Annotated in this window: 26 protein-coding genes; 10 read left to right on the top strand and 16 right to left on the bottom strand. The window is 73.6% G+C overall.

Going from position 1 to position 25,780, the window contains the following annotated elements:
- Nucleotides 1–8: 8 nt before the first annotated feature.
- The 4 genes from ACIRPX_RS07445 to ACIRPX_RS07430 form a co-directional block, all read right to left on the bottom strand.
- On the bottom strand, nt 9–1,127 hold the full coding sequence (locus ACIRPX_RS07445; protein ID WP_404189601.1) for an LLM class flavin-dependent oxidoreductase: 1,119 nt from the start codon (nt 1,125–1,127) through the stop codon (nt 9–11).
- Nucleotides 1,128–1,245: 118 nt separating this feature from the next.
- Entirely contained in the window at nt 1,246–2,016 is a 771-nt protein-coding gene (locus tag ACIRPX_RS07440) for an SDR family NAD(P)-dependent oxidoreductase (protein ID WP_404189599.1), read from the bottom strand.
- A gap of 10 nt (nt 2,017–2,026) precedes the next feature.
- Nucleotides 2,027–2,953, bottom strand: a complete 927-nt coding sequence (locus tag ACIRPX_RS07435) for an LLM class F420-dependent oxidoreductase (protein ID WP_404189597.1) — start codon at nt 2,951–2,953, stop codon at nt 2,027–2,029.
- The gene (locus tag ACIRPX_RS07430; RefSeq protein ID WP_404189594.1) at nt 2,950–4,194 is read right to left on the bottom strand and encodes an amidohydrolase family protein; all 1,245 of its coding nucleotides are present in this window, start codon (nt 4,192–4,194) and stop codon (nt 2,950–2,952) included. The genes ACIRPX_RS07435 and ACIRPX_RS07430 overlap by 4 nt, the downstream gene beginning before the upstream one ends.
- Nucleotides 4,195–4,404: 210 nt before the next feature.
- Between ACIRPX_RS07430 and ACIRPX_RS07425 the strand changes: the two genes are divergently transcribed.
- Together ACIRPX_RS07425 and ACIRPX_RS07420 are read left to right on the top strand one after the other, a co-directional pair.
- Nucleotides 4,405–7,392 carry a BTAD domain-containing putative transcriptional regulator gene (locus ACIRPX_RS07425; RefSeq protein ID WP_404189591.1) on the top strand — a complete coding sequence of 996 codons (2,988 nt, stop codon included), beginning with the start codon at nt 4,405–4,407 and terminating at the stop codon, nt 7,390–7,392.
- 243 nt (nt 7,393–7,635) lie between these two features.
- A complete protein-coding gene (locus ACIRPX_RS07420; protein WP_404189588.1) occupies nt 7,636–7,818 on the top strand; it encodes a hypothetical protein in 183 nt (60 codons plus the stop codon).
- Nucleotides 7,819–7,891: 73 nt separating this feature from the next.
- Here the strand turns inward: ACIRPX_RS07420 and ACIRPX_RS07415 are convergent, their stop codons facing one another.
- The gene (locus tag ACIRPX_RS07415) at nt 7,892–9,460 is read right to left on the bottom strand and encodes a FadD3 family acyl-CoA ligase (protein ID WP_404189585.1); all 1,569 of its coding nucleotides are present in this window, start codon (nt 9,458–9,460) and stop codon (nt 7,892–7,894) included.
- 95 nt (nt 9,461–9,555) lie between these two features.
- Between ACIRPX_RS07415 and ACIRPX_RS07410 the strand changes: the two genes are divergently transcribed.
- From ACIRPX_RS07410 to ACIRPX_RS07400, 3 genes are read left to right on the top strand one after another with little or no spacing between them, the layout of a single operon-like run.
- Nucleotides 9,556–10,713, top strand: a complete 1,158-nt coding sequence (locus ACIRPX_RS07410; protein ID WP_404189582.1) for a lipid-transfer protein — start codon at nt 9,556–9,558, stop codon at nt 10,711–10,713.
- A gap of 6 nt (nt 10,714–10,719) precedes the next feature.
- Nucleotides 10,720–11,136, top strand: coding sequence for a Zn-ribbon domain-containing OB-fold protein (locus tag ACIRPX_RS07405; RefSeq protein ID WP_404189580.1), 417 nt, complete (start codon nt 10,720–10,722; stop codon nt 11,134–11,136).
- The gene (locus tag ACIRPX_RS07400; RefSeq protein WP_404189578.1) at nt 11,133–11,909 is read left to right on the top strand and encodes an enoyl-CoA hydratase/isomerase family protein; all 777 of its coding nucleotides are present in this window, start codon (nt 11,133–11,135) and stop codon (nt 11,907–11,909) included. Before ACIRPX_RS07405 ends, ACIRPX_RS07400 begins: the two co-directional genes overlap by 4 nt.
- Nucleotides 11,910–11,911: 2 nt before the next feature.
- On the opposite strand, the gene ACIRPX_RS07395 is transcribed toward ACIRPX_RS07400, so the two are convergent.
- From ACIRPX_RS07395 to ACIRPX_RS07385, 3 genes are all read right to left on the bottom strand, one after another.
- Nucleotides 11,912–12,418, bottom strand: a complete 507-nt coding sequence (locus ACIRPX_RS07395; RefSeq protein ID WP_404189575.1) for a hypothetical protein — start codon at nt 12,416–12,418, stop codon at nt 11,912–11,914.
- A gap of 135 nt (nt 12,419–12,553) precedes the next feature.
- Nucleotides 12,554–14,899, bottom strand: a complete 2,346-nt coding sequence (locus ACIRPX_RS07390) for a PQQ-binding-like beta-propeller repeat protein (RefSeq protein ID WP_404189573.1) — start codon at nt 14,897–14,899, stop codon at nt 12,554–12,556.
- Nucleotides 14,900–15,068: 169 nt separating this feature from the next.
- Complete coding sequence (locus tag ACIRPX_RS07385; protein WP_404189570.1) at nt 15,069–15,815, bottom strand: VOC family protein; 747 nt, start codon at nt 15,813–15,815, stop codon at nt 15,069–15,071.
- 134 nt (nt 15,816–15,949) lie between these two features.
- Between ACIRPX_RS07385 and ACIRPX_RS07380 the strand changes: the two genes are divergently transcribed.
- The gene (locus tag ACIRPX_RS07380; RefSeq protein ID WP_404190251.1) at nt 15,950–16,585 is read left to right on the top strand and encodes a TetR family transcriptional regulator; all 636 of its coding nucleotides are present in this window, start codon (nt 15,950–15,952) and stop codon (nt 16,583–16,585) included.
- An 81-nt stretch (nt 16,586–16,666) separates the two neighbouring features.
- Here the strand turns inward: ACIRPX_RS07380 and ACIRPX_RS07375 are convergent, their stop codons facing one another.
- On the bottom strand, nt 16,667–17,134 hold the full coding sequence (locus ACIRPX_RS07375; RefSeq protein WP_404189567.1) for an Lrp/AsnC family transcriptional regulator: 468 nt from the start codon (nt 17,132–17,134) through the stop codon (nt 16,667–16,669).
- Between the two features lie 82 nt (nt 17,135–17,216).
- Here ACIRPX_RS07375 and ACIRPX_RS07370 point away from each other — a divergent pair, with 82 nt between their 5' ends.
- Complete coding sequence (locus ACIRPX_RS07370) at nt 17,217–17,825, top strand: LysE family translocator (protein ID WP_404189564.1); 609 nt, start codon at nt 17,217–17,219, stop codon at nt 17,823–17,825.
- Here ACIRPX_RS07370 and ACIRPX_RS07365 read toward each other — a convergent pair.
- Both ACIRPX_RS07365 and ACIRPX_RS07360 read right to left on the bottom strand, forming a co-directional pair.
- Nucleotides 17,820–18,296, bottom strand: a complete 477-nt coding sequence (locus ACIRPX_RS07365) for a nitroreductase/quinone reductase family protein (protein ID WP_404189561.1) — start codon at nt 18,294–18,296, stop codon at nt 17,820–17,822. The two genes, ACIRPX_RS07370 and ACIRPX_RS07365, sit on opposite strands and share 6 nt — an antisense overlap.
- A complete protein-coding gene (locus ACIRPX_RS07360; protein ID WP_404190248.1) occupies nt 18,293–19,477 on the bottom strand; it encodes an acyl-CoA dehydrogenase family protein in 1,185 nt (394 codons plus the stop codon). Before ACIRPX_RS07360 ends, ACIRPX_RS07365 begins: the two co-directional genes overlap by 4 nt.
- 83 nt (nt 19,478–19,560) lie before the next feature.
- On the opposite strand from ACIRPX_RS07360, the gene ACIRPX_RS07355 reads away from it, so the two are divergent.
- Entirely contained in the window at nt 19,561–20,730 is a 1,170-nt protein-coding gene (locus ACIRPX_RS07355; protein WP_404189558.1) for a thiolase C-terminal domain-containing protein, read from the top strand.
- Nucleotides 20,731–20,770: 40 nt separating this feature from the next.
- Here the strand turns inward: ACIRPX_RS07355 and ACIRPX_RS07350 are convergent, their stop codons facing one another.
- A complete protein-coding gene (locus ACIRPX_RS07350) occupies nt 20,771–22,105 on the bottom strand; it encodes a hypothetical protein (RefSeq protein WP_404189555.1) in 1,335 nt (444 codons plus the stop codon).
- 78 nt (nt 22,106–22,183) lie between these two features.
- Between ACIRPX_RS07350 and ACIRPX_RS07345 the strand changes: the two genes are divergently transcribed.
- The gene (locus tag ACIRPX_RS07345; RefSeq protein ID WP_404189552.1) at nt 22,184–22,609 is read left to right on the top strand and encodes a pyridoxamine 5'-phosphate oxidase family protein; all 426 of its coding nucleotides are present in this window, start codon (nt 22,184–22,186) and stop codon (nt 22,607–22,609) included.
- Nucleotides 22,610–22,635: 26 nt separating this feature from the next.
- Entirely contained in the window at nt 22,636–23,301 is a 666-nt protein-coding gene (locus tag ACIRPX_RS07340; RefSeq protein WP_404189550.1) for a pyridoxal 5'-phosphate synthase, read from the top strand.
- 31 nt (nt 23,302–23,332) lie between these two features.
- On the opposite strand, the gene ACIRPX_RS07335 is transcribed toward ACIRPX_RS07340, so the two are convergent.
- From ACIRPX_RS07335 to ACIRPX_RS07320, 4 genes are read right to left on the bottom strand one after another with little or no spacing between them, the layout of a single operon-like run.
- Entirely contained in the window at nt 23,333–24,193 is an 861-nt protein-coding gene (locus ACIRPX_RS07335) for a GNAT family N-acetyltransferase (protein WP_404189548.1), read from the bottom strand.
- A gap of 57 nt (nt 24,194–24,250) precedes the next feature.
- Nucleotides 24,251–24,850 (bottom strand): GNAT family N-acetyltransferase, encoded by a 600-nt coding sequence (locus ACIRPX_RS07330; protein ID WP_404189546.1) that lies wholly within the window; start codon nt 24,848–24,850, stop codon nt 24,251–24,253.
- Nucleotides 24,851–24,899: 49 nt separating this feature from the next.
- A complete protein-coding gene (locus ACIRPX_RS07325; protein ID WP_404189544.1) occupies nt 24,900–25,295 on the bottom strand; it encodes a Zn-ribbon domain-containing OB-fold protein in 396 nt (131 codons plus the stop codon).
- Nucleotides 25,292–25,744, bottom strand: coding sequence for a DoxX family protein (locus ACIRPX_RS07320; protein ID WP_404189541.1), 453 nt, complete (start codon nt 25,742–25,744; stop codon nt 25,292–25,294). Before ACIRPX_RS07320 ends, ACIRPX_RS07325 begins: the two co-directional genes overlap by 4 nt.
- Between the last annotated feature and the right edge of the window lie 36 nt (nt 25,745–25,780).

Raw genomic sequence — 25,780 nt, 5'->3', positions numbered from 1 at the left:
GCGCCCCCTCACACAGCCTGACGGAACCGCGAGGTCCGGTGAACGGGATCCGTGTCGATCTTCGGAATGACGTGCTCCCCGATCAGCCGGATCGTCTGCAGCGTCTCCTCCTTCGGCACCCCCACCGGCAGCCCGAAGCTCAGCTGGTCCGCGCCGGCCTGCTCCCACCGCTTGCACTGGGTGAGCACCTCGTCCGGGTCGCCGCAGATCAGCAACTCCTCCTCGATGAGGAGCTCGACGAACTCCGGTGTGTACTCGGGCAGCGTCTCCGGCCAGACCGGGAAGCCGTCGGGCCGCGGGAAGGTGTCGTGGTAGCGGAAGACCAGCGAGGGCAGGTAGTGCAGTCCGCCGTGCACGGCGATGTCGATGGCCTGCGCGTGCGTGGGCGCGCAGATCGCCGTCGTCGTCACCATCACGTTGTCGTTGACGAAGTCGCCGACCGGCTCCGCGTTCACGACCGCCGTCTTGTACTGCTCCAGCACCCACTCCATGTCGGACACCTTCTGGATGCTGAACCCCAGCACCCCGAGGCCCTTCTTCGCGGCCATCGCGTACGAGGGCGGCGATCCGGCGGCGTACCACATGGCGGGGTGCGACTTGCCGTACGGCTTGGGCAGGACCTTGCGCGGCGGCAGCTGCCAGTGCTTGCCCCGGAAGCCGGTGTACTCGTCCTGGAGCCACATCTTGGGGAACTCGGCGATGGTCTCCTCCCAGATCTCCTTGGTGTAGTTCATGTCGGTCACGCCCGGTATGAACCCGAGGATCTCGTGGGAGCCGGCCCCGCGGCCGCTGCCGAACTCGAAGCGGTTCTCGGTGAGGTGGTCGAGCATCGCGACCTTCTCGGCCACCTTGACCGGGTGGTTGACCTGGGCGAGCGGGTTGAAGATCCCGGAGCCGAGGTGGATGCGGTCGGTGGCGTGCGCCAGGTACCCGAGGAAGACGTCGTTGGCGGAGAGGTGCGAGTACTCCTCCAGGAAGTGGTGCTCGGACGCCCAGGCGTACTTGAAGCCCGACCGGTCCGCCTGGATGACGTACTCGGTCTCCTCCATCAGCGCCTTGTGTTCGGCGAGCGGGTCGGTCTCGGCGCGCTTGCCCACGTATCCCTGTACAAAGAGCCCGAATTCCAAGGCGGGTCACCATCCCTACGTTCCTGACGCACCGTCAGATTCTCTGCCGCCGAACTGTTGCACCGCGGGCATGCACCGTCAATAGCTGACGGCCAGTCAGATAGTGTCCGGGCGCCGGTCAGACGATCGAGACGCCCGCCAGCCAGCCCCCGTCGATCACGAACGGCTGCCCGGTGATGTAGGAGGAGTCGTCGCAGGTGAGGAAGAGGGCGAGGCGGGCCACCTCCTCCGGGCGCCCGATCCGGCCGAGCGGCACGAGCTTGCGGTACAGCTCGTCCAGCGCCCGGCTCATCCCCTCCGCGTCCGCCGCCGGGTCGAGCTGGGCGGGGTTGGACATCGCGGTGTCGATCGCGCCGGGACACATCGCGTTGACCCGGATGCGCCGGTCGGCCAGTTCCAGCGCGGCGACCCGGGTGAGGCCGAGGACGGCGTGCTTGGTGGCGGCGTAGGAGCCCACCGCGGCCATGCCGGTCACGGCCGTGTAGGAGGCGGTGTTGACGATCGTGCCGCCGTCCTCCATCACCGGCGCCACCGTCTTCATGCCGAGGAAGCAGCCGACCTGGTTGACCTGCACGACCTGCATGAACTCGTCGAGGGGGGTGTCGAGCAGGGAGTTGAAGCGCAGGATGCCGGCGTTGTTGACCAGCCCGTCGATGCGGCCGTAGGCGTCCTTGACCGTGCCGACCGCCGACCGCCACTCGTCCTCCCGGCTCACGTCCAGGTGGACGTAGCGGGCACCCAGTTCCTCGGCGAGCGCCCGGCCCTGTTCGTCCAGCACGTCGGCGACCACGACCTCGGCCCCCTCCGCTCCGAACAGGCGGGCCTCCTGCTCCCCCTGTCCGCGCGCCGCACCGGTGACGATCACGACGCGTCCGTCCAGCTTGCCCATGCCGTACTCCTCAGAGATGGGGCGCCACGTCGGCGCCGAACGCGGCCATCTGGTCGGTGAGTTCGCTCCGGCTGCGGCAGCGGAACCGCACCTGGATCTGGTGCACGCCCATCGCCCGGTACGCGCGCAGGGACTCCGCGAGCCTCTCCGGGGAGCCGGTGAGGGTGCGCCGCCCGACGTCCCAGCCGGGCGTGCCGACGTACAGCGGCTCGGTGATGGCGCCGACGGTGATCGGGTCCTCGACGCCGGCCTCGGCGCGCAGCCGGTTGAGCGTGCCGATCTGCTGGGGCAGACGGTCCCGCGGGTCGCCCTGCGGCAGCCAGCCGTCGCCCTTGACGGCGGCCCGGCGCACGGCGGCGGGCGAGGAGCCGCCGACCCAGACGGGGACCTTCTGCTGTGCGGGCCTCGGCAGCTGGCCCAGGCCCTCGAAGTCGTAGAGCTTGCCGTGGTGTTCGGGGAACTCCTGCGGGCCGAGCGCGGCGCGCAGGGCGTCGATGGTCTCGTCGAGCACGGCCCCACGCCGCTCGAAGTCGGCGCCGAGGACCTCGAACTCCTCCCGGACGTGCCCGGCCCCGACGCCGAGGATCAGCCGGCCTGCGGCGAGGTGGTCGAGGGTCGCGTACTGCTTGGCGGTCAGCAGGGGGTGCCGCAGCCCCACGACGGCGACGTGACTGAGCAGCCGCACGCGCCCGGTCACGCCCGCGAGGTAGGCGAGGGTGGCCACGGGGTCGTACCAGACGGTGCTCATGGCGGAGGCCAGACGGCGCGGGATGGCGACGTGGTCGCAGCTCGCGACGTAGTCGAAGCCGGCGCGCTCGGCGGTGCGGGCGATCTCCACCAGGTCCCCCGGCCCGGCGCCGGCCTCCCAGCCCTCGGCGTACATCGTGCTCTGGGACTGGACGGGCAGCTGGATGCCGTAGGCGAGACCGGTGCTCACCGCGCCCCGCTCCACAGTCCCTCGCCGGTCAGGCCCAGCAGCTCGATGGCGTTGCCGCGCACGATCCGCTCCACCACGTCCGGTGCCAGGTGGCCCATCTGTGCCTCGCCGACCTCGCGGGACTTGGGCCAGGTGGAGTCGGAGTGCGGGTAGTCGGTCTCGTACAGGACGTTGCCCAGGCCGATGGCGTCGAGGTTCCTGAGCCCGAAGGCGTCGTCGAAGAAGCAGCCGTGGACGTGCTCGGCGAAGAGTTCGGACGGCGGGCGGTGGACCTTGTCGGCGACCCCGCCCCAGCCGCGGTTCTCCTCCCAGACCACGTCCGCGCGCTCCAGGATGTAGGGGATCCAGCCGATCTGGCCCTCGGCGTACATCACCTTCAGGTTCGGGAAGCGCTCGAACTTGCCGCTCATCAGCCAGTCGACCATGGAGAAGCAGCAGTTGGCGAAGGTGATGGTCGAACCGACCGCGGGCGGGGCGTCCTTGGAGGTGGAGGGCATCCGGCTGCTGGAGCCGATGTGCATGGCGACGACCGTGCCGGTCTCGTCGCAGGCGGCGAGGAAGGGGTCCCAGTCGTCGCCGTGGACGGAGGGCAGGCCCAGGTAGGGCGGTATCTCGGAGAACGCGACCGCGCGGACGCCGCGGGCCGCGTTGCGCCGCACCTCGGCGGCCGCGAGCTCGGGGTCCCACAGGGGTATGAGCGTGAGGGGGATCAGCCGGCCCCGGGCCTTCGGGCCGCACCACTCCTCCACCATCCAGTCGTTGTACGCCCGCACGCACAGCAGGCCGAGCTCGCGGTCCTTGGCCTCGGTGAAGGTCTGGCCGCAGAAGCGCGGGAAGGTCGGGAAGCACACCGCGGACTGGACGTGGTTGACGTCCATGTCGGCGAGGCGCTGCGGGACGTCGTAGGAGCCGGGCCGCATCTGCTCGTAGGTGATGATCTCGAGCTTGATCTCGTCCCTGCTGTAGCCGACCGCCGTGTCCAGCCGGGTGAGGGGGCGGTGCAGGTCCTCGTAGACCCACCAGTCGCCGACCGGGCCCTCGTCGCCGGGACCGCCCATCACCGGCCGGAACCGGCCGCCCAGGAAGGACATTTCCTTCAGCGGGGCGCGCACGATGCGCGGTCCGGTGTCCTGGTACTTCCTCGGCAGGCGGCTGGTCCAGACGTCGGCGGGCTCCACGGTGTGGTCGTCGACGGAGATGATCAGGGGAAACGCGTCCTGGGTGCCGGGTTGGGTGTCCATGGCGGCCACGGTAGCGCCGATCTGACGGTCCGTCAGCTATGCGGCCGCGGAGATCTTGGCGCTCGGATCCGGCCCGAAAGTGTGCGAAGACCGGGTGTGGGCCTTGTGACATCCCACGCGTCTGCCTGTGAGCGCGCTCTCCACAGCTGACGCATCCGCCGTGGACAAGGCAGACTGACGGGGTTGCTCACAGGGTCTAGGGGGACGGCGATGGACGGTGTACCGCGAGTGCCGGAGCAGAGGCGTGCCGGCTCCTCGGCGGAGCCTGCCGCGCTGGCCTTCGCCGTGCTCGGTCCGGTGCGGGCCCGGCGCGGCGACGAGGTCGTCGCCACCGGCTCCCCCCAGCAACGCGCCCTGCTCGCCGCCCTGCTGCTGCGCGAGGGCCGTACCGCGACCGCGGCCGAGCTGATCGACGCCCTGTGGGGCGAGGAGCCGCCGTCGCAGGCGCTCGCGGCGCTGCGGACGTACGCCTCCCGGCTGCGCAAGGTGCTGGACCCCGGGGTCCTGGTCAGCGAGTCCGGCGGTTACGCGGTGCGCGGGCTCGGCGAGGGCGCGCTGGACCTGGCGGTGGCGCAGGAGCTGGCGGCCGAGGCGGAGAAGGCGCGCGGCGCCGGCGACCTGTGCCGGGCGCGTGCGGTGCTGGGCCGGGCGCTCGCGCTGTGGGAGGGCGAGACGCTGGCCGGGGTGCCGGGCCCGTACGCGGAGGCGCAGCGGGTCCGCCTGGAGGAGTGGCGGCTGCAACTGCTGGAGTCCCGGCTGGACATGGACCTGGAACAGGGCTGCCACGCGGAGGCCGTGTCGGAGCTGACCGCGCTGACCGCCGAGCACCCCCTGCGCGAGCGGCTGCGCGAGCTGCTGATGCTGGCGCTGTACCGCAGCGGCCGGCAGGCGGAGGCCCTGGCGGTCTACACGGACACCCGGCAGCTGCTCGCCGCCGAGCTGGGCGTGGACCCGCGGCCCGGCCTGCGGGAACTGCAGCAGCGGATCCTCCAGGCCGACCCGGGACTCGCGGAGCCGTCCGCCCCGGCGGCCGAGCCGGCCTCCGCGCCGGTGCGGCCGGCCCAACTCCCCGCGACCGTGCCCGACTTCACCGGGCGTTCGGCCTTCGTGGCCGAGCTGGGCGAGGTGCTGGCCTCGGCCGAGGGCCGCGTCATGGCCGTCTCGGCGGTCGCGGGCATCGGCGGCGTGGGCAAGACGACGCTCGCCGTGCACGTCGCCCACCAGGCACGGGCCGCCTTCCCGGACGGGCAGCTGTACGTCGACCTGCAGGGCGCGGGGGCGAGTTCGGCGGAGCCGGAGACGGTGCTCGGCTCCTTCCTGCGCGCGCTCGGCACGGCGGACCCGGCGATCCCCGACTCCCTGGAGGAGCGCGCGGCGCTGTACCGCTCGGTCCTGGACGGCCGCCGCGTGCTGGTGCTGCTGGACAACGCCCGGGACGCGGCCCAGGTGCGGCCCCTGCTGCCCGGCACCGAGGGCTGCGCGGCCCTGGTGACGTCGCGGGTGCGGATGGTCGACCTGGCCGGCGCGCACCTGGTCGACCTGGACGTGATGTCGCCGGACGAGGCGCTGTCGCTGTTCACGAAGATCGTGGGCGAGGAGCGGGTGGCCGCCGAGCGGGAGGCCGCCCTGGACGTCGTCGCGGCCTGCGGCTTCCTCCCGCTGGCCATCCGGATCGCGGCCTCCCGGCTGGCGGCCCGGCGCACCTGGACCGTCTCCGCCCTCGCCGCGAAGCTCGCGGACGAGCGCCGCCGCCTGGACGAGCTCCAGGCCGGCGACCTCGCGGTCAAGGCGACCTTCGAACTCGGCTACGGCGCGCTGGAACCGCCCCAGGCACGGGCGTTCCGGCTGCTGGGCCTGGCGGACGGCCCGGACATCTCGCTGGCGGCGGCCGCGGCGGTCCTCGACCTACCGCCGGAGGAGACGGAGGACCTGCTGGAGTCCCTCGTCGACACCTCGCTGCTGGAGTCGGCGGCGCCCGGCCGCTACCGCTACCACGACCTGGTCCGGCTCTACGCGCGCGCGTGCGCCGAGCGCGACGAGTCGCCGCCGGACGCGGGAGCGCCTCCCCCGCCTTCCGGGCAGTGGGGCAGGCTCGCGGCGATCTCCCGGCTGCTGGACTTCTACCTGGCCACGGCGGCCGGGGTGTACGCGACGGAGCGGCCGGGCGACCGACTGGTGGACCACCTGGAGCCGACGACGTATCCCGGCCTCCGCTTCGGGGACCGGCACGAGGCGCAGGACTGGCTGTACGCGGAGGCGGTCTGCCTGCTGGCCTGCGTCGCGCAGTCCGCGGGCCGGCCGGAGACCCTCGCCCGCGCCATCGACCTGCTGTGGGCCGCCCACGACCTGTCCGAGTCGGGCGCCAACGCCAAGGGCTACGAGGCGACCGCGGAGGCGGTGCTGGCGGCGGCCCGGCTCCACGGCGACCCACGGGCCGAGGCGCGCGCCCTGACCACGCTGGTCAACGTCCATCACGTCAGCGGCCGTTTCGAGCAGGCGGGCCGGGAGGCCGAGCGCGCCACGCTCCTCGCGCGGCAGGCGGGCGACCTCCTGCCGGTCTGCTGGGCGGGCAACGCGCTCGGCATCATCGCGCTCTACCAGAGCCGTCACCAGGACGGCGAGGAGCATCTCTCGCAGGCCATCGAGCACTTCCGCACACTGGGCGACCGTCCCGGCGAGGCCAGCGCCCTGTGCAACCTCTCCCGCATCCACCTCGCCACCGGGCGGACGGCCGGCGCGGTCGCGCTGGCCCGGGAGGGCATCGAGATCTACGACGCCATGGGCAACACCATGCGCGGCGCCAACGCCCGCTACGCGCTCGGCCTGGCGCTCACCCAGAGCGGCGAGCTGGACTCCGCGGCCGAGCGGCTGCACGAGGCGCTGGAGGTGTTCCGGGACAGCCGCCAGCGCCTGTGGGAGGGCATGAGCCTGTTCCGCCTGGCCGAGGTCGACCTCGCCGCCCGGCGCCCCGCGCAGGCCGCCACCCGTGCCGAGATGGCGCTGACCGTGCTGCGCGGCATCGGCGGCGAGTGGCGCCGGGGCAACGTCCTGACGGTCCTCGGCCGCGCCCTCGCCGGCATCGGCCAGATGGGCCGCGCGCGGGTCTGCTGGCGTGAGGCCATGGGGATCTACGAGGAGCTGGGCTCGCCCGAGGCCGCGGAGGTGCGGGCCCTGCTGACGCCCGTGCAGGCGGCCTGACGGACCCGGGGACCGTCGCCACGGGCCCCGGCCGAGGCGTTCATCGTTCGTTTATCGCCGCGCGCCATGCTGGACGCAGTCGATCCGTCGCGTCGGGGGGCAGACGGGTCACTGCTGAGGGGCCGCCACCTGCGAACCGGTGGGAGCGCCCCGCAAGGGCCCGTCCGGCCGCCCTCGGGGGAGCGACCGGACGGGCCCTGGCCATCCATCCATGTGAACCGTCCCGAAGGGGAGTTGACGACCATGAGCGACCAGCTCAAGCCCGCCGACCTGCACGCCACCGGCACCACCGACGGCGAGGTGACCACCCAGGACCTGCACGCCACGGACGAGCCCGTGACGACGGACGACCTGCACGCCACCGACGAGCCCGTCGAGACCAAGGACCTGCACGCCACCTCGGAGCCGTTCAAGCCGGCCGAGTAGGGCTCCCCGCAAGGGGATCGACCGCGGCGGCGCGGAGGGGAGCCGCCGCGGTCCTCGTGCGTGCGCGGCGGCGCTACCGTGTGCGGCCACGCAGCTCCCCCTTGACCACCTTCCCGCTCGCGTTGCGCGGCAGCTCCGTCAGGAACTCCACCTGCCGCGGCACCTTGTAGTTGGCCATCTCGCGCCGGGCCCAGGCGATCAGGTCGTCGCCGGTGAGCACCGAGCCGGGCCGCCGGACGACGTAGGCCCTGCCGACCTCGCCCAGCCGCGGGTCCGGCACGCCGACGACCGCGACGTCCGCCACCGCCGGGTGCAGGCCGAGCAGTTGCTCGATCTCCGCCGGGTAGGCGTTGAAGCCGCCGACGATGTACATGTCCTTGATGCGGTCGGTGATGCGCAGGTTGCCGTCCTCGTCCAGCACGCCCACGTCCCCGGTGCGCAGCCAGCCGTCCCGCGTCAGCGTCCGCTCCGTGGCGGCCGCGTCCTCGTAGTAGCCGCGCATCACGTTGAAGCCGCGCACCAGGACCTCGCCGGGCCGTCCGCGCGGCGCCTCCACCCGCACCTCGGTGCCCGGGATCGCCCGTCCGGAGGTCGAGGCGATCACCGCCGGGGAGTCGCCGCGCCGGCACATCGTCACGATGCCGCTGGCCTCCGAGAGGCCGTACGCCGTCAGGACCGTCTCCACGCCCAGCTCCCCGCGCAGCCGCTCCACCAGCCGCAGGGGCACCACGGCGGCGCCCGTCACCACCAGCCGCAGGGCCGAGAGGTCGTGGGTGTCGCGGGCGGGATGGTCCAGCAGGGACTGGTGCAGGGTCGGCGGGCCCGGCAGCACCGACACCCGCTCCGCGGCGATGTTGGCCAGCACGGTGTCGATGTCGAAGACCGGCTGGGGGATCATCGTCGCGCCGCGCATCAGACAGGCCAGCACCCCGGCCTTGTAGCCGAAGGTGTGGAAGAAGGGGTTCACGATCAGATAGCGGTCGCCCTGCCGGAGCCCGGCGAGATCGCACCAGATCTCGTACGCCCTGAGCGTCTGCGCGTGCGTGATCACCGCGCCCTTGGGACGGCCCGTCGTGCCGGACGTGAAGACGATGTCCGACGGCCGGGAGCCGTCCACGGCCGCCTCGCGGGCCCGTACCTCCGCCTCACCCACCCCGTCGCCGCCGGCCAGGAAGTCCTTCCAGGTGCGGAAGTCGGCGGGCGCGTCGTCGGAGAGCACCACCACCTGCTCCAGGTCCGGCAGCCCCGGGCCCCGGGCGATCTCCCGCCGCAAGGACGCCACGTACGAGGTCCCCAGGAACGTGCCGGTCACGAACAGCAGCCGCGCCCCGCTGCGCCGCAGCACATCGGCCGCCTCGCCGCCCTTGAAGCGGGTGTTCACCGGCACCAGCACCGCGCCCGCCGACACCGCGCCGAGCGCCGCCACGATCCAGTCCAGCGAGTTGGGGGCCCAGAGGGCGACCCGGTCGCCCGGCGCGACCCCGCCCGCCATGCAGGCCGCCGCCGAACGCTCGACGCGGGCGCCGAGTTCGGCGTACGAGACCCGCGTGCGCCCGTCCACCACCGCCTCGGCGTCCGCGTACCGACCGGCCGCGGACCGGACGAGTTCCGGAATGCTCCCCCACTCCAAGTCACCGCGCACCACGACCTCCAGACCCACTAGCTGACTACCCGTCAGATTAGCGGTAGCCTGACGCCCTGTCAGCAGCCGCTTCAGCATGCGGAGGTGCGCGCAGCATGACGTCAGGCACCGGCCTCAAGGACGCCACCGCGATCGTCGGCATCGGTCAGACACCCTTCGCCAAGAACCTCCCGGACGACGAGAGAACCCTGGCCTGCCGGGCCGTTCTCGCCGCCCTCGACGACGCCGGCATCGACCCCGGCGAGGTCGACGCCCTCGCCTCGTACACCATGGAGGAGACGGACGAGGTCGAGCTGGCGAAGGCGGTCGGCCTCGGCGACCTCACCTTCTTCAGCAAGGTCGGCTACGGCGGCGGCGGTTCGTGCGCCACCGTCGCCCACCTGGCCACCGCCATCGCCGGCGGACAGGCGGGCGTCGGCGTCGCCTGGCGCTCGCGCAAGCGCGGCAGCGGGCCCCGGCCCTGGCGCAACACCACCGTCCAGCTGCCCACGCCCGCCCAGTGGACGCGGCCCTACGGCCTGCTGCGGCCGGTGGACGAGATCGCCATGCTCGCCCGGCGCTACCTGCACGAGTTCGGCGCCACCCGGGACCACCTGTTCAACGTCGCGCTCGCCTGCCGCAACCGGGCCAACCAGAACCCCGCCGCGGTCATGTACGAGCGGCCCCTGACCCGCGAGATGTACATGACCTCCCGCTGGATCAGCGAGCCGCTGTGCCTGTTCGACAACTGCCTGGAGTCGGACGGGGCGCTGGCCTGCGTGGTCGTCTCCGCGGAACGGGCACGCGACTGCCGCCGGCCCCCCGTCTACGTCCACTCCGCCGCCCAGGGCCTGCCCGCGCAGCACCACGGCATGGTCAACTACTGGAACGACGACCCGCTCACCGGCCCCGCCTGGTCCGCCGCCCGCCACCTGTGGAAGCACGCCGACTTCACGCCCCAGGACGTGGACGTGGCCCAGATCTACGACGCGTTCACCGCGCTCGTACCGCTCTCCCTGGAGGGCTACGGCTTCTGCGGCCGGGGTGAGGGCGGCGCCTTCACCGAGCAGGGCGCCCTGGAGATCGGCGGCCGGCTGCCGCTGAACACCGGTGGCGGCGGGCTCAGCGAGGCGTACGTGCACGGGTTCAACCTCATCACCGAGGGGGTCAAGCAGCTGCGCGGCACCAGCACCGCGCAGGTCCCGGGCGCCGCCACCTGCCTGGTCACCGCCGGCGAGGGCGTCCCCACCTCCGCGCTGCTCCTGAGGAGTTGATCCACGATGCTCTCCCCCGTCACCGATCCCGACGGCGCCCCCTTCTGGGACTACGCGCGCCAGGGCGAACTCCGCGTGCAGGCCTGCGCCTCCTGCGGCGAACTCCGCTTCCCGCCACGCCCCTGCTGCCCGCACTGCCGGTCCTTCGCGAGCGAGTGGCGCAGGGTCTCCGGCCACGGCCGCGTCTGGTCCTACGTCGTCCCGCACCCGCCCCTGCTGCCCGGCTACGCCGAGCAGGCGCCGTACAACGTCGTCGTCGTCGAACTCGTCGAGGCGCCCCGCATCCGGCTGGTCGGCAACCTGGTCGCCGAGGCCGGTGCCCGCCTCGACTCCGTACCGCCCGAACGCATCCGGATCGGCGCCCGGGTGCAGGTCGTGTTCGGCGCGGACGGGCTGCCGCGGTGGGTCCTGGAGCGGGTATGACGACCGCCGTGCGGTTCACCGCCGACCGGGACACCGGCGTCGCGGTCGTCACCCTCGACCGCCCGGACCGGCTCAACGCCGTCGACCTCACCATGCGGGACGAACTGCGGGCGGTCTGGCGGGAGGTGCGGTTCGACGACTCCGTACGGGCCGTCGTCCTGACGGGGGCGGGCGGTCGGGCGTTCTGCACCGGCCTGGACCGCGACGCCGTCGTACCGCAGCCCCCCTCCCCCTACATGGCGGACGACCCGCTCCTGCGCGTCGGCCCGAAGTCCAACGACTGCTGGAAACCGGTGATCGCCGCCGTGCAGGGCATGGCCTGCGGGGGCGCCTTCTACCTGCTCGGCGAGAGCGACTTCCTCGTCGCCGACACCACCGCCTCCTTCTTCGACCCGCACACCGCCTACGGCATGGTCAGCGCCTACGAATCGGTGCTGATGGCGCAGCGGATGCCGTACGGCGAAGCGGCCCGGATGATGCTCATGGGCACCGCGGAGCGGATGTCCGCCAAGCGCGCCTTCGCCATCGGCCTCGTCTCCGAGCTCACCGAACCCGGCGGGGCGCTCGCGGCGGCGACCGCCTGCGCCGCCGTGCTCGCCGGGTATCCGGCCGAGGGTGTGCAGGGCACCGTACGGGCCCTGTGGGCCGCCAGGGAACCGGCGATCGCGGCCGGGTTCGCCCAGGCGCCGCACCTGATCGCGCTCGGCAACCTGCCGGGCGACCGGCAGGCGGAGCTGTTCACGGCGCGGCGCGGGGCGTTCCGGACGCGCTGACGTCAACTCACCGGCCGGGCCGACCGGGCCAGTGCGCAGTGGTCGACGCGGGCGGCGCCGCCGCTCACGTACGCGCGCACCGTCACCGTCCCGTTCGCCGGCACGTCCACCTGGTCGAGCCGGCTGCCGACGGCCGCGTTCCCGGCGTCCTCGAAGGTCACGTCCACCGTGAAGGTGCCGTCCGTGCCGTTCGGGTTGGTGACCTCGACGGTCGCGTACGGCCGCGTGGCGGTCGCGCAGCTCACCAGTCTCGTGGTCGCGTCCCGCAGCCGCGACGCGGTGGGCGTGGAGCCCGCCGAGCCGGAGCGGCCGTGGCCGTAGGAGGTGCGCCGGGTGATCGTCGAGCTGTCGTGGTCCTGCGCGCTGCTGCTGCAGCCGCCCCCGCTGCTCCCGTGGCTCCCGCGGCTCTTGCGGACACCGTGGTGCCCGTGCCCCGTGAACCCGGTCAGCGAGAGGACCACGAATCCCAGTACCGCCGTGAACTTGAGTCTGCGTCCCCGTAGATGCATGCCGAGACTCTATCGATCACCTGTCACGAGCATGTCACCGCGTGGCACCCGTCGCGTGCCCGGCGTAGCGTCTGCCTGGGACGGCCGCCGTCCGGACCCTTCCGTGAACCCGTGCGACGGCCGTCACCGAACCGCCTACGTGGTACGGGCCGTTCCGGTGCCCTTCTCCGCGTCCAGCGCGTACACGCAGCGGTCCTTGCTGCACGCGTACACGACGCCGTCCCTGACCACCGGCGAGCCGGTGATCTCGCCGCCGGTCGCCAGCTTCCAGCGCAGCCGTCCGTCGTCGGCCTTCAGCGTGTAGAGCAGATGGTCGGTCGAGCCGAAGTGGATACGGCCCGCGGCCACCGCCGGGGCGCCCACGATCTCGCCGCCCGACTGGAAGCGCCACTTGGGCGTGCCGGTGACCGCGTCCAGGGTGTACAGCCCCTTGCCGCTGCCCACGTGCACATGCCCCGCCGCCACCAGCACCGGTTCGGTCGACGCACGGGACTCGGTGGCGATGCGCCAGCGGTCGCGGCCGTCGGCGGCGTCGAGGGCGTAGACCGTGCCGAGGTAGTCGGCGAGATAGATGCCACCGCCGGTCACCGCCGGGCCCGGCGCGAACGTGGGCGGGCTGAGGAAGACCGCCGGGGCCTCGAAGTGCCAGCGCACCCGGCCGCTCGCCACCTCGATCGCCAGCACCCGGCTGCCGGCGCAGACGTACACATGGCCGTCCGGCGCGTACGTCACCCGCAGCGGCACCCCGCCGCAGGAGGCCGCGTCGCCGATCGGGTACGACCAGCGCTCGTCGCCCGTACGGGCGTCCAGGGCGCGCAGCCGGGCGTCCTGCCAGACGTAGACGGTGCCGTCGTGCACCGCGGGCCCCGCCTCGGGCGACTCGAAGTCGGTCTGGGCTCCGGTGAGCTCCCACAGCTTCTGCCCGCCGGCGGCCTCCCACGCCTGGACGCCGCCGCCGCGCGTGCCGGTGACGACCGTGCCCCGGTCGGCCTGGAGCGAGTAGACCCAGGCGTCGGTGGACAGCCGCCACAGGTCCGCTCCCTCGCGGCAGTCCAGGGCGAACAGGGTGGGCCCGTCGGAGGCGTGGATCCGGCCGTCCGAGATCGCCATCGACCAGGCCACGTCCCGCGTCTTGAAGCGCCGGCGGCCGGTGGCCACGTCCAGGGCGTGCACCTCGAAGGAGGTGACGTAGACGAGGTCGCCCGCGACCGAGGGGGTGCCCCACACGTCGTTCGACATCCGGAAGCGCCAGGGGCGCCAGCCCGCCGGGGCCTCGGGGGGCGCGGAGGGCAGCGCCGTGGGCACGACGGGGTCGGCGCCGTTGACGCCGGGGCGCGGCTTGGACCAGGTGCCGGCCAGTGCCGCTTCGGGAGGGGGCGCCTGCACGGCGGCGGCGCGCACGTCGGAGACCCGCGGTCCGGGCCCGATGGGCACCTGGGCGCCGGCCAGCCGCACCGGTCCGGTGTCGGGGACGCCGGCGGCCACCGGCACCACGGGGTCGTGCGGGGGCAGGGGCGGCACGCCCCCGGGCCGCGCGCCGCCTGCGCCGCGGCCGCCGCCCTGGGCGCCGGGCTTGACCGCGGGGCGGCCGTTGCGCCGCCCCTCGATGAGGGCGACCGCCTTCTCCGGCAGCCAGGCCGAGGCCGTGCCGCTGTCGTCGGAGCCCGAGCCGAAGAGGTGCGGGGCCAGCTGGGCCTGGAGGTCGGCCGGGTTCGGGCGGCCCGTGGCCTCCATCTGCATGCAGGACTCGATCAGCGGGCGCAGCTCCTCGGGCAGGCCCTGGAGGTCGGGCCCCTCCCTGAGCAGCATGAAGACCGTCTCGACCGGGTTGGCGCCGTGGAAGGGCGGGTGCCCGGTCGCGGCGAAGACGAGCATCGAGCCGAGCGAGAAGACGTCGCTCGCGCCGGTCACGCTGCGCGAGTCCTTGGCCTGCTCCGGCGACATGTACGCGGGCGTGCCCACGGCCACGTTCGTCATCGTCAGACGCGTGTTCGAGACACCGGACGCGATACCGAAGTCGATGACCCGGGGACCGTCCTCCACGACGAGCACGTTCGACGGCTTCAGGTCGCGGTGCACCAGCCCCGCGCCGTGGATCGACTGCAGCGCCTCGGCGACACCGGCCGCCAGCCAGCGCACCGCCTGGGCCGGGAGCGGCCCGCAGTCGTTCACTATCTCCTCGAGGGAGGGCGCGGGGACGTAGGCGGTGGCCAGCCACGGCACGGCCGCACGGGCGTCGGCGTCGACCACGGCCGCCGTGTAGAAGCCGGAGACCGCACGGGCGGCCTCGACCTCACGCGAGAAGCGGACGCGGAACAGCTGGTCCTCGGCGAGCTCCGTACGGACGGTCTTGATCGCCACACGCCGGCCGGACGCCGAGCGCGCGAGATAGACCAGCCCCATGCCGCCGGCACCGAGCCGTCCCAGCACCTCGAACGGACCGATACGCCGCGGATCGTGCTGCGTCAGCTGATCCACCACTTGCCTGCCACCTCCCCGTCCGGGCCGCGCCGCCCACCTTTGCACGCGACCCCGTGCAGCGTCTCACCACCGCACCGCCATGGCGGCACGCACCCCGATTCTTCCTGGCCCGGGCACTGGTTGCGAACCCGGGGTCGAGTCGGGATGTCTCACCCCAAATGGGTACGTTTCATCGCTCGGTCTGGTTCAGTCGCTCCAGTACGGCGAACGATGCCCCCTGATTGTCGGTGACGACGGCCACCCTTCCGTACGACGTCTCGAATGGTGGCGCCTGGATCCGACCGCCGAGACGGCTCACCGTACCGAGAACGGCCTCGCAGTCGTCGACGCCGAAGTGGACCAGGAAGTGCGGCGGCATCTCGGCCGGGAAGACCTCCGAGACCGGCGCCCGCCCGAAGTCGGGCTCGGCGTCCGGCCCGAACAGGGCCTCGTGGAAGAGCTCGCCGTAGAAGACGTTGGCGGCCTCGGTGTCGCGGGCGTACAGCTCCGCCCAGACGAAGGTGCCGGTCTCGTGCCGCCTGCCGAAACCCGGATGGCCGGCCGGCTCCCAGAGGCCGAAGACGGCGCCCTCCGGGTCGGTGACCAGCGCGGACGTGCCCAGGTCCGCCAGCGGCACGGGTGTGGTCACGACCTGTCCGCCGGCGGCGTGGATCCGGTCGGCCAGCCCCTCCGCGTCCGGCGTCGCGAAGTACACCGTCCACACGGTCGGCAGCCGCCCGTCCGTCTTGCGCGCGAGCCCGGCGACCGCCTCCCCCTCGCGCCGCGCCCAGCAGGAGCCGGGCACCTCGGGCCGGTCCTCGAAGGTCCACCCGAAGAGCTCACCGTAGAACCGCCTGCCCGCCTCCACGTCGGAAAGCTGTGCGTCCACCCAGCACGGGACGCCCTCCGTGTACGCGGCTGCCCTGTTTTCGGCCATAGCGCCAAAGTAACCGCGGCGCACGCGGCCCGCAGACCAGGCACACCCGCCTCCACGCCCTCATGCACCCCATTTGCAGTCGGCCGAATCGCGCTCCGATCACCCCTCGGTAAGCTGACGGCATGACAGGACAAGTGCGTACCGTCGACGGCCGCGTGGCCGGCCGGCGTGGGCAGGCGACCCGGCAGAAGCTGCTCGACTGCCTCAGCGAGATGCTCAGCTCCTCCCCCTACCGGGACGTCAAAGTCATCGATGTCGCCCGGAAGGCGGGCACTTCGCCCGCCACCTTCTACCAGTACTTCCCGGACGTCGAAGGCGCCGTCCTGGAGATCGCCGAGCAAATGGCCACCGAGGGAGCCGGGTTGACCGAGCTGCTCGAGGGCCGGTCGTGGGTCGGCAAGGCCGGCTGGCAGACCGCGCAGGAACTCGTCGACGGCTTCCTGGAGTTCTGGCGCCGGAACGACGCGATCCTGCGCGTGGTCGACCTCGGTGCGGCCGAGGGCGACAAGCGGTTCTACAAGATCCGCATGAAGATCCTGAACTCCGTGAACAACTCCCTTGCCGACTCGGTCGCCGAACTCCAGGCCAAGGGCCGCGTCGACAAGGACGTGAACCCCGCCGCGGTGGCCGGCTCACTGGTCGCGATGCTCGCGGCCGTCGCCTCGCACCAGAAGGGCTTCCAGACCTGGGGCGTCAAGCAGGCCGAACTCAAGCCGAATCTGGCGCTGTTGGTGCACCTGGGCGTGACGGGAAGGAAGCCGACGAAGTAGCGGGCCGCGCCCCCCTTTTTTCCGGTATCCAGGCCCCCAAGTCCTGTCTGGCAGGCGGTGGTTCACGGTCGATCCCGTGGATCACCGCCTGTTGTGCTGTGCGGGCAGCGGACGGTCCCTGACCACGTGCTTCATCACCAGCGTGGAGGTGAGCCGCTGCACCCCGGGCAACGTGGCCAGCCGCTCGTCGTACAGCCGCTGGTAGCCGGCCAGGTCGGCGGCGACGACCCGCAGCAGATAGTCCGGCTCCCCGAACAGCCGCTGCGCCTCCACCACCTCCGCCACCTCGCCGAGCGCCCGCTCGAACCCCGCGACCGTCTCCCGGTCCTCCTGCCGCATGGAGACGAAGACCAGCGCCTCGAAGGCGAGCCCGACGGCCGCGGGCTCGACGACGGCGCGGTAACCGCTGATGGCTCCCGAGCGCTCCAGCTCACGCAGCCGCCGGTGGCACGGCGAGACGCTGAGGCGCACCCGCGCGGCCAGTTCGGTCACGGTCAGCCGCCCATCCCGCTGAAGCTCGGCAAGGATGTGCCTGTCCACGTCGTCCATGAAGAAGATTCTTCCATTGATGCCCCGATCACGGGCAAAATTCGGGAACACCTTCGCTCCGTTCGCGCCTAATGTCCCCCTCATGAACGCGGCACCCCTGCTCTCCTTCCTCGCCCTCGACCTGCTCCTCGTCTGCGTACCGGGGGCGGACTGGGCGTACGTGATCGCGGCCGGGGTGCGCGGCCGGCCGGTGGCGCGGGCGGTGGCGGGGCTGGTCGCCGGGTACGCGGTGCACACGGCGCTCGCCGTCGCCGGCCTCGCCGTCCTGGTGGCGAGCTCACCCGGGCTGCTCACCGCGCTGACGGTCGCGGGAGCCGGATACCTGGTGTGGCTGGGCTGGAGCGTGCTGCGCCGCCCGGCGGCACCGCCGGCGGACGCCGGGGAGCGGTCCGGGGGGCTCTTCCTGCGCGGTGCCGCGATCAGCGGCCTCAACCCCAAGGGCCTGCTGCTCTACCTCTCGGTGCTGCCCCAGTTCCTGGCCACCGGCGGCGCACACCCGCCCGTCGCCGCGCAGACGGCCGTACTGGGCCTGCTGCACATGGCGTGCTGCACCGCCGTCTACACGACCGTCGGTGTCACCGCCCGCGCCCTGCTCGCGGCGCGTCCCACCGCGGCCCGCGCGGTCAGCCGCACCTCGGGGGCGGCGATGCTCGGCATCGGCGCGCTCCTGCTGGCGCAGCACGCGCTATGACGGCCGCCGGGTGAGCCGGAAGACACGCAGCTCCCGCGCCACCCGCCGCTGGTAGGTGGCGTACGGCGGCCAGAAGGTCAGCACGCTCCGCCACGCCCGCGCGCGTTCCTCCCCTCGCAGCAGCCGGGCCCGCACCGGGATCTCCGTGCCCTTCCAGTCGATCCCGGCGTCGGGGTGGGCGAGCAGGTTGTGGGTCCAGGCCGGGTGGTCCGCGCGGCCGAAGTTGGAGCCGACGAGGATCCAGCTGCGGCCGCCCTCCTCGGGCATGCAGGCGAGGGGCGTGCGGCGGGCCAGCCCGCTGCGGGCGCCCGTGGAGGTGAGGATGGCCCCCGGGAGCATCCGGGCGCTGGGCAGCACCCGGCCGCGGGTGAGCCGGTGGACGGCGCGGTCGAGGACGGGGACGACGTGCGGGGCGACCTTCGCGAAGCCGCGCGTCGAGGAGAGCCGCTGCACCGCGCGCTCGCCGATCACACCGTCACCTCCCGGCCCTCGAAGAGCCGCGCCGCGTGCGCGGCGTGCGCCCGCAGCCGGTGCACCGGGCCGAGGAGCAGGTCGTCGCCGGCGGCCCGCTTGAAGGACAGGTGGGCCTCGTGCTCCCAGGTGAACCCGATGCCGCCGTGCAGCTGGATGCCCTCGGCGGCCGCGGTGCGCAGGGCCTGAAGCGCCTGCGCGAGGGCGAGCCCGCCCACCCGCTCGTCGTGCGCGGCCGCCCAGGCCGCGTAGTAGGCGGCCGACCGTGCCGCCTGCACCCGCACGTACACGTCGGCCAGCCGGTGCTTGACCGCCTGGAAGGACCCGATCGCCCGCCCGAACTGCTCCCGCCCGCGCACGTACGCCACCGTCCGCTCCAGCGCCCGGTCGGCCGCCCCGACGGCCTCGCAGGCCAGGACGGCGGCGGCCGTGTCCCCGGTACGGGCGAGCGCCCCGAGCACGTCGGCGCCGTCCTCCCCCAGCAGCTCGGCCTCCACCTCGCGCAGTTGGACACGCGCCTGGGGCCGGGTGGCGTCCAGCGCGGTCTGCCGTGTCCGCACGGCCCCGTCCGCGTCCCCCGGCACCAGGAAGAGCAGCGTCCGCGAGCGGGCGAAGCCCCCGGTGTGCGCGGCGACCAGCAACAGGCCCGCGCTGTGCCCGTCCAGCACCTGCTCGGCCTGCCCGTACAGCCGCCACCCCTCGCCCGCGCGCCGGGCCTGCACGCCCCCGGCCCGTCCGCCGCCCGCCCACTCCCCGCCGTTGTCGCCGGTCAGGGCGAGGGCGGTGGCGAGCGCGGCGCCGGGGACCGCGAGGGTGGCGGTGAGGGCGCCCGAGGCCAGCCGGGGCAGCAGACGGGCCCGTTGGGCGCCGGTGCCGAGGGCGAGGATCAGCGGCGCGGCGAGGACGGCGGTGGCCAGGAAGGGGGAGGGGGCGAGCGCGCGGCCCGTCTCCTCCGCCGCCAGGGCGAGCTCCGTCACCGAGCAGCCGACGCCGCCGTACGCCTCCGGGAGGGCGAGTCCGGGCAGCCCGAGCCGGTCGGCCAGCGCCGTCCACAGGGCCGGGTCGTGCCCGGCCGGGGTGTCGAGGGCGGCGCGCAGCGCCTCGGGTCCGCAGCGCCTGGCGAGCAGCTCGCGCAGGGTGCGGCGGATCTCGTCCTGCTCCGCGGTGAAGCCGGCGTCCATGGCCTTCCCCTCTTCCCTACGGATCTGACGGTCCGTCATATTAGGAGGGCCGGAGCGATATGCCCAGGGGCAGGAGGCCGTTCATGAGTCGCGGGAGCCGGAACGTCGCCGTGGTCGGTGTGGCCCTGTCGGACTGCGGGCGGGTGGAGGAGGCGACCCCCTACGCCCTGCACGCCCAGGCGGCCCGCCGTGCGCTGGCCGACGCGGGGCTCGGCCGTGGGGTGGTGGACGGTTTCGCCTCGGCCGGGCTCGGCACGCTGGCCCCCGTGGAGGTCGCCGAGTATCTCGGGCTGCGTCCCACCTGGGTCGACTCCACCTCCGTCGGCGGCTGCACGTGGGAGGTCATGGCGGCGCACGCGGCGGACGCGATAGCGGCGGGGCACGCGAACGCGGTGCTCCTGGTCTACGGCTCCACGGCCCGCGCGGACGTCAAGGCGGGGCGGCGCACCGGGAACCTGTCCTTCGGCGCCCACGGCCCGCTCCAGTTCGAGGTGCCCTACGGCCACACGCTGATCGCCAAGTACGCCATGGCCGCCCGCCGCCACATGATCGAACACGGCACGGCCGTCGAGCAGTTGGCGGAGGTGGCCGTGCAGGCGCGGGCGAACGCCGCCCTGAATCCCGACGCCATGTTCCGCGACCCGGTCACGGTCGACGACGTGCTGTCCGGTCCGATGATCGCGGACCCCTTCACCAAGCTGCACTGCTGCATCCGCTCCGACGGCGGCGCGGCCGTGCTGCTCGCGGCCGAGGAGTACGTGCGGGACTGCCGCACCGCCCCCGTCTGGGTGCTCGGCACCGGCGAGCACGTCTCGCACGCCGCGATGTCGGAGTGGCGGGACTTCACGGTGTCCCCGGCGGCGGTCAGCGGACGCCTGGCCTTCGAGCGGGCGGGGGTGCGCCCCGGGGAGATGGACTTCGCGCAGCTCTACGACGCCTTCACCTACATGACCCTGGTGACGCTGGAGGACCTGGGGTTCTGCGCGAAGGGCGAGGGCGGGGCGTTCGTGGAGAAGGGGCGGCTGCGGGTCGAGGGCGGAGAGCTCCCGGTGAACACGGACGGGGGCGGGCTGTCGGCCCAGCACCCCGGGATGCGCGGCCTGTTCCTGCTGGTGGAGGCGGTGCGGCAGCTGCGCGGGGAGGCGGGCGCGCGTCAGGTGCGGGGGCGCGACGGCGCGCCCGCACGGCTGGGTGTGGCGTCCGGCACGGGCGGCTGGTTCTGCTCCGCGGGGACCGTGGTGCTGGGGCGGTGAGACCTGCGCACCGGTTCTGCGCGTCCCCGGCGCCCGGCCGTCAGCCGGTGACGTCGACGGCCGCCTCGTCGTTGCTCGCGTCGGGATCGTGCCGCCCCGACCTGTCCCGGGGGCCGGACGGGCCGGGCCGCTTGTCCTCCAGGCGCACACCGCCGGTGGCGGGTCCGCCCAGGCGCAGGGTGAACCCGAAGGTGCGGGACGTGCCCGGTGCCAGGCGCCTGACGTCGCAGGTGTACGTGGCCCCGTCGTGGTCGCAGTAGGGCTCGTACTCGCCGTCGTCGATCTCCGTCATGGGCTCCTTGAGGACCGTGGTGCCGGTCGGCGGGGCGAAGACGAGCCGGGTGGACGAGCCGGGGTCGCCCGGCCCGTTGTTGCGGACGGTGAGGCGGATCCTGCGGGTGTCGCCCGGGTCGCCGTGCAGGTCGGCGCCCGAGACCTCGTAGTCGGCGCCGGTGGCGAGCAGGACGTCGACGAAGTCGCCCGCCTCGGTGAACGTGCCCGAAGGCGTCTTCGTCGCCTCGGCCCGCAGGACCGGCCCGTCCCCGTGCCCGCCCCCCTCGGAGAAGCTCTGGTTCGGGCCCGGCCCCGCCTTCAGCGGCCAGACCATGCGGTCGAAGGAGCCGTACATCGTCGTCCTGGACGCGCGCAGCCGCAGACCGGGCCGGACGGTGACGCTCCGCCCCGGCGCGATCCGCACGTCCGGGAAGCCGCACACCGCCTGGCTGCCGTGCTGCAGTTCCGGGTAGCGGCAGTTGGCGTAGCGCTGCACGAACTGGAGATCTCCGGCGTTGACGACGAGCGCCAGCCCCCGCACGGGCACGTCGCCGGCGTTGCGGACGACCACCGGGGCCGTCACCTCGGCGCCGGGGCGGACTCCCTCGTCCGGCGCGGGAGTCAGCAGCTCCAGCACCGGCTCCCCCACGACCACCCGGGTGCGCGCGGTGAGCTTCCTGCCGTCCGTCAGGACGTACGTCAGCCGGACATATCCGCTGTCACCGGGCTTGCTGCCCCGCGCCGCGAGCGTGGCGAACGCGTCCGTGGTGAGGCCGATGAGGCGCGCGGCCGGCCCCTCGCAGACGATGTGGGTGGCACCGCCCCGGCAGTTCGCGCTGTCGTCGCGCAGCCGCACGGCCCCCTCCGAGCCCGCCTCGACGTCCACGGTCAGCCGCCGGGCACCCGGGGTGGAGGACCCGGGGCCGTCGACACGCAGGGGGAAGACCTTCTTGCCGCCGTTCACCGGAGCGTAGAAGATCTCGGGTGCGGAGAGGGAGAACGCCTTCCCGTCGCCGGCACAGGCGGTGAGGGAACCGAGCAGCAGCAGGACGGCGGTGAGGGCCGTGCCCGTGAACTGCCGTGACCGCCGCACCGGTTGCACCGCCTCTCCCTCGAAGAACGTGGCCGGCCCCGGGATCAACGTACTGCGCAGGCACCTTCGGCGTATGGAGGAACCGACATGGCTCTGAACCGCGAAGAACGCGAGGCGTTTCTCGCCGAGCCGCACATCGCCGCGCTGGCGGTGGACGCGGGCGAGGGACGCGCCCCCCTGACCGTGCCGATCTGGTACCGGTACGAACCCGGCGGCAGCGTGTGGATCATGACGGGCAGGGCGTCCCGCAAGAACGAGCTGATCGCCGCCGCGGGCCGTTTCTGCCTCATGGTCGACCGGCTGGAGCCCACCATCCGCTACGTGTCCGTGGAAGGCCCCGTGACGGCGACCGAACCCGCCACCGTCGAGCAGCTCAGGGAGATGTCGGCGCGCTACCTTCCCGCCGGGAAGGTCGACGGCTACGTGGACTTCGCCTGGAAGAACCACGGCGAGCAGGTCGTCGTCCGGATGCGGCCGGAGCGCTGGGTGTCCTCGGACCTGGGCACGGTCTGAGCCGCGCCGCACGTGACAATCGGGCCATGGGAACGGATCTGCACGAACTGCTGAGGTCGCTTCGGGTGTGGGACCCGGAGGTGACGGAACTGCCGCCCTTCGACCCGGCGGCCGCGCCCGCCGCGCCGCTGCCCCTGTTCACCACCTGGTTCGCCGAGGCGGTGGCGGCCGGCCAGCGGGAGCCGCACACGATGTCGCTGGCCACGTCGGACCCGGCGGGCCTGCCGGACGTGCGGATCGTGATGCTGCACGGCGCGGACGAGGACGGCTGGTCGTTCGCCACCCACGCGTCCAGCCACAAGGGCACGCAGCTGGCCGCCCGCCCGCATGCCGCCCTCGCCTTCTACTGGCCGGTGCTGGGCCGCCAGGTCCGCCTGCGCGGCCCGGTCACCGCCGCACCGGCGCGGGAGTCCCAGGGCGATCTGCACGCCCGCTCCACCGGCGCCCTGGCCGCCGCCCTGACCGGCCGCCAGAGCGAGGTCCTCGGCTCGCTGGAGGAGTTGGCGCAGACCTCGCGGTCGGCCTGGGAGCAGGCCCGGCGGGAACCGGACGCGCCGGTCCCGACCTGGACCCTGTACCGGCTGAGCCCGGAGTCGGTGGAGTTCTTCCAGGGCGACGAACGGCGGCGCCACGTACGGCTGCACTACCGCCGCGCGCCGCAGGGCTGGGCACGCGAGCTGCTGTGGCCGTAGGGCTCAGGACTCGGGGCTCGGGGCTCGGCGCTCAGGCGGTGAAGCGGTACACCGCGAAGTCCGCCACCGGCCGGTACCCGATCCGCCGGTACAGGGCGTTGCTGGTCGGGTTGGCCAGGTCCGTGAAGAGCAGGACCTCGTCCGCGCCGGCCGCCTGCGCGGCCCGGCTGACCTCGGTGGTGACCGCACCGGCGTAGCCGCGGCCGCGCAGCGGGGCCGGGGTGTAGACGGGGGCGACGCGGATCTGGCCCGCCACCATGGGGGTGGTGCCGGCCATGGAGAGCGGGCTGCCGTCGGCGTCCTCCCAGAGCGTGAGCCCGCCGGAGGCGATGCGCGCGTCGGCCCAGCTCTCCGCGCGCGAGGGCGCCTCGTGGCCGACGGCCTCGGTGAACTCGCCGTACCAGCACACCAGTTGCTCCCGGTCCGCCGCTCCGGCGATCCGCGCCCGCCCGGCGGGCCACGGCTGCGGAACCGTGAGCGCGCCCAGCCGGTAGAGCCGCTGGCGCTCGTGCAGCGCCGCCGCCGCACCCGTGTGCCGCTCCCAGGCGCCGGCCAGCGCGGCGGCCGTGGCGCGCTCGCCGGAGACGCCCGGCAGGTCACGGCCCCGGCCGGCCAGGTGGGCGGCGAGCGCGTCGGTCTCCTCGGGGGCGAGGGGTGTGACCTGGAGCGGGTAGGGCGGGGTGCGGAAGTAGACCGCCCGGACCGTGCCCGCGCGCTCCAGCACGCCGAAGTAGGGCGTCTCGTCGCCGTAGGTGTCCGGTCCTCGGGTGCGCAGCCCCTCGGTCACCGTCAGCGGGACGGTGTGCAGGGCGGGCCTGGAGCGCAGGAACTCCCCCGCGCGGGCCAGGAATTCGGGCAGGTCGTCGATGAGGTGCCAGTCGTCGGGCCGCATGCCTCATGATCGCTCACGGCGGCCCCGGGCGCCTTCCCGTTTTTCCGGAGGCCCCGGCTACGGGATCGCCGGCTGCGGATCCGTCGCCAGCCGCCCGTGCAGATGGACGTCCCGGAAGGCGTCGTGGCGGCCCGCCTCGAACATCGCGCCGCGCAGGGTCCCTTCGTACCGGTAGCCGCATCGCTCGGCGACCCGGCACGAGATCTCGTGGCCGAGCGCGTGGCCGAGTTCGAGCCGGTGCAGCGCCCGTTCGGTCAGCGCCCAGCGGGAGGCCGCAGCCAGGGCGTGCCCGGCGACGCCCCGCCCGCGGGCCTCGGGGAGCACCCAGTAGCCGACGCGGGCCAGGCGCTGGACGGGGTCGATGGCGTTGACGCCGACATGCCCCAGGACCGCCCCGCTCGCGGCGTCGACGACGCAGTACGACGCCGCGCCGCCCTCCGCCGTCAGCCGCGTCTTGGCGCAGAGCGAATCCCGCGCGCCGGCCGCGTCGGTGATCGGCCGGTGCGGGGTGTTCCAGCGCCGGAACTCGGGGTCGGTGGTCCCGCGCAGCCAGGCCGCGACGTCCGCGTCGGACTCCGCGTCCCACCCGCGCAGCCGGATGCCGGGACCGTGCAGGTCGGGCAGGACGGCGCTGAGGTGTTCGTCGGTGGAGGCCACGGGCCCATTGAAACCCCTGCGGCCGGCCGGCGCACCGGCATGGTCCGCGTCAGCCGCGCGGGCGGAAGACGGGCGCCCCCTCCCGGAACGCGACCTGCAGCGCCATCCCCGCCCGCAGTCCGCTCTCGGCCGCCTCCACGACCTCCGTCATCATCCGCGGCCCCTCCGCGAGGTCGACGACGGCGGCGACGTACGGCGTCCGCTGCCCGAAGGGCGGCAGGTCGTTCCGGTGCACCACGGACCAGGTGTAGAGCACGGCCCGGCCGCTCGCCCGCTCCCAGGCGACGTCCTCGCTCCAGCAGAAGGGGCAGAACTCCCGCGGGTAGTGGTGCGCCCGCCCGCAGGCCCCGCACCGGCGGATCAGCAGCCGGCCCGCCGCCGCCGCGTCCCAGTAGGTGCGCGTGAAGGCGTCGGCCTCCGGCACGTCGAAGCGGGGGGCGCTCATCCGAAGAGTCCCATGGCGCCGTCCAGCGACCAGGTCTGCCACGACATGGCGAACAGCGCGACCACCGACATCAGGGCCATCATCGAGTTCTGCCCCTGCTCGGCCACCTCGTGGATCATCAGCGTGAAGTAGAGGACGTTCAACAGCAGCGCGCCGATGAGCGCGACCGGTGTCAGGAACCCGGCGACCAGGCCGAGGCCGATCGCCAGCTCCGCGTAGACCACCACGTACGCCATCGTCCGGGGCCGCGGCGCCACCATGACCTCGAAGCCGGACCGGACGGCGTTCCAGCGGTGCTTCGCCGCGATCGACGCCGCCCACGCGATGCCGGTGCCGCGCTCGCACCACGCCTTGCGGTCCTTGTGCCGCCAGCTCTCCAGCCACCACAGCCCGAGGCCGATGCGCAGCACGGCCAGCCACTCGGCACCACTGAGCCAGATCGAGTCCATGGATCTGACGGTACGTCAGATACGGGCGGCCCGGAA

The organism is Streptomyces sp. NPDC101225, from assembly GCF_044767585.1.
Lineage (GTDB): Bacteria > Actinomycetota > Actinomycetes > Streptomycetales > Streptomycetaceae > Streptomyces.
The sequence above is the reverse complement of the archived record's forward strand: the minus strand, read 5'-3'. Positions and strand labels throughout refer to the sequence as shown.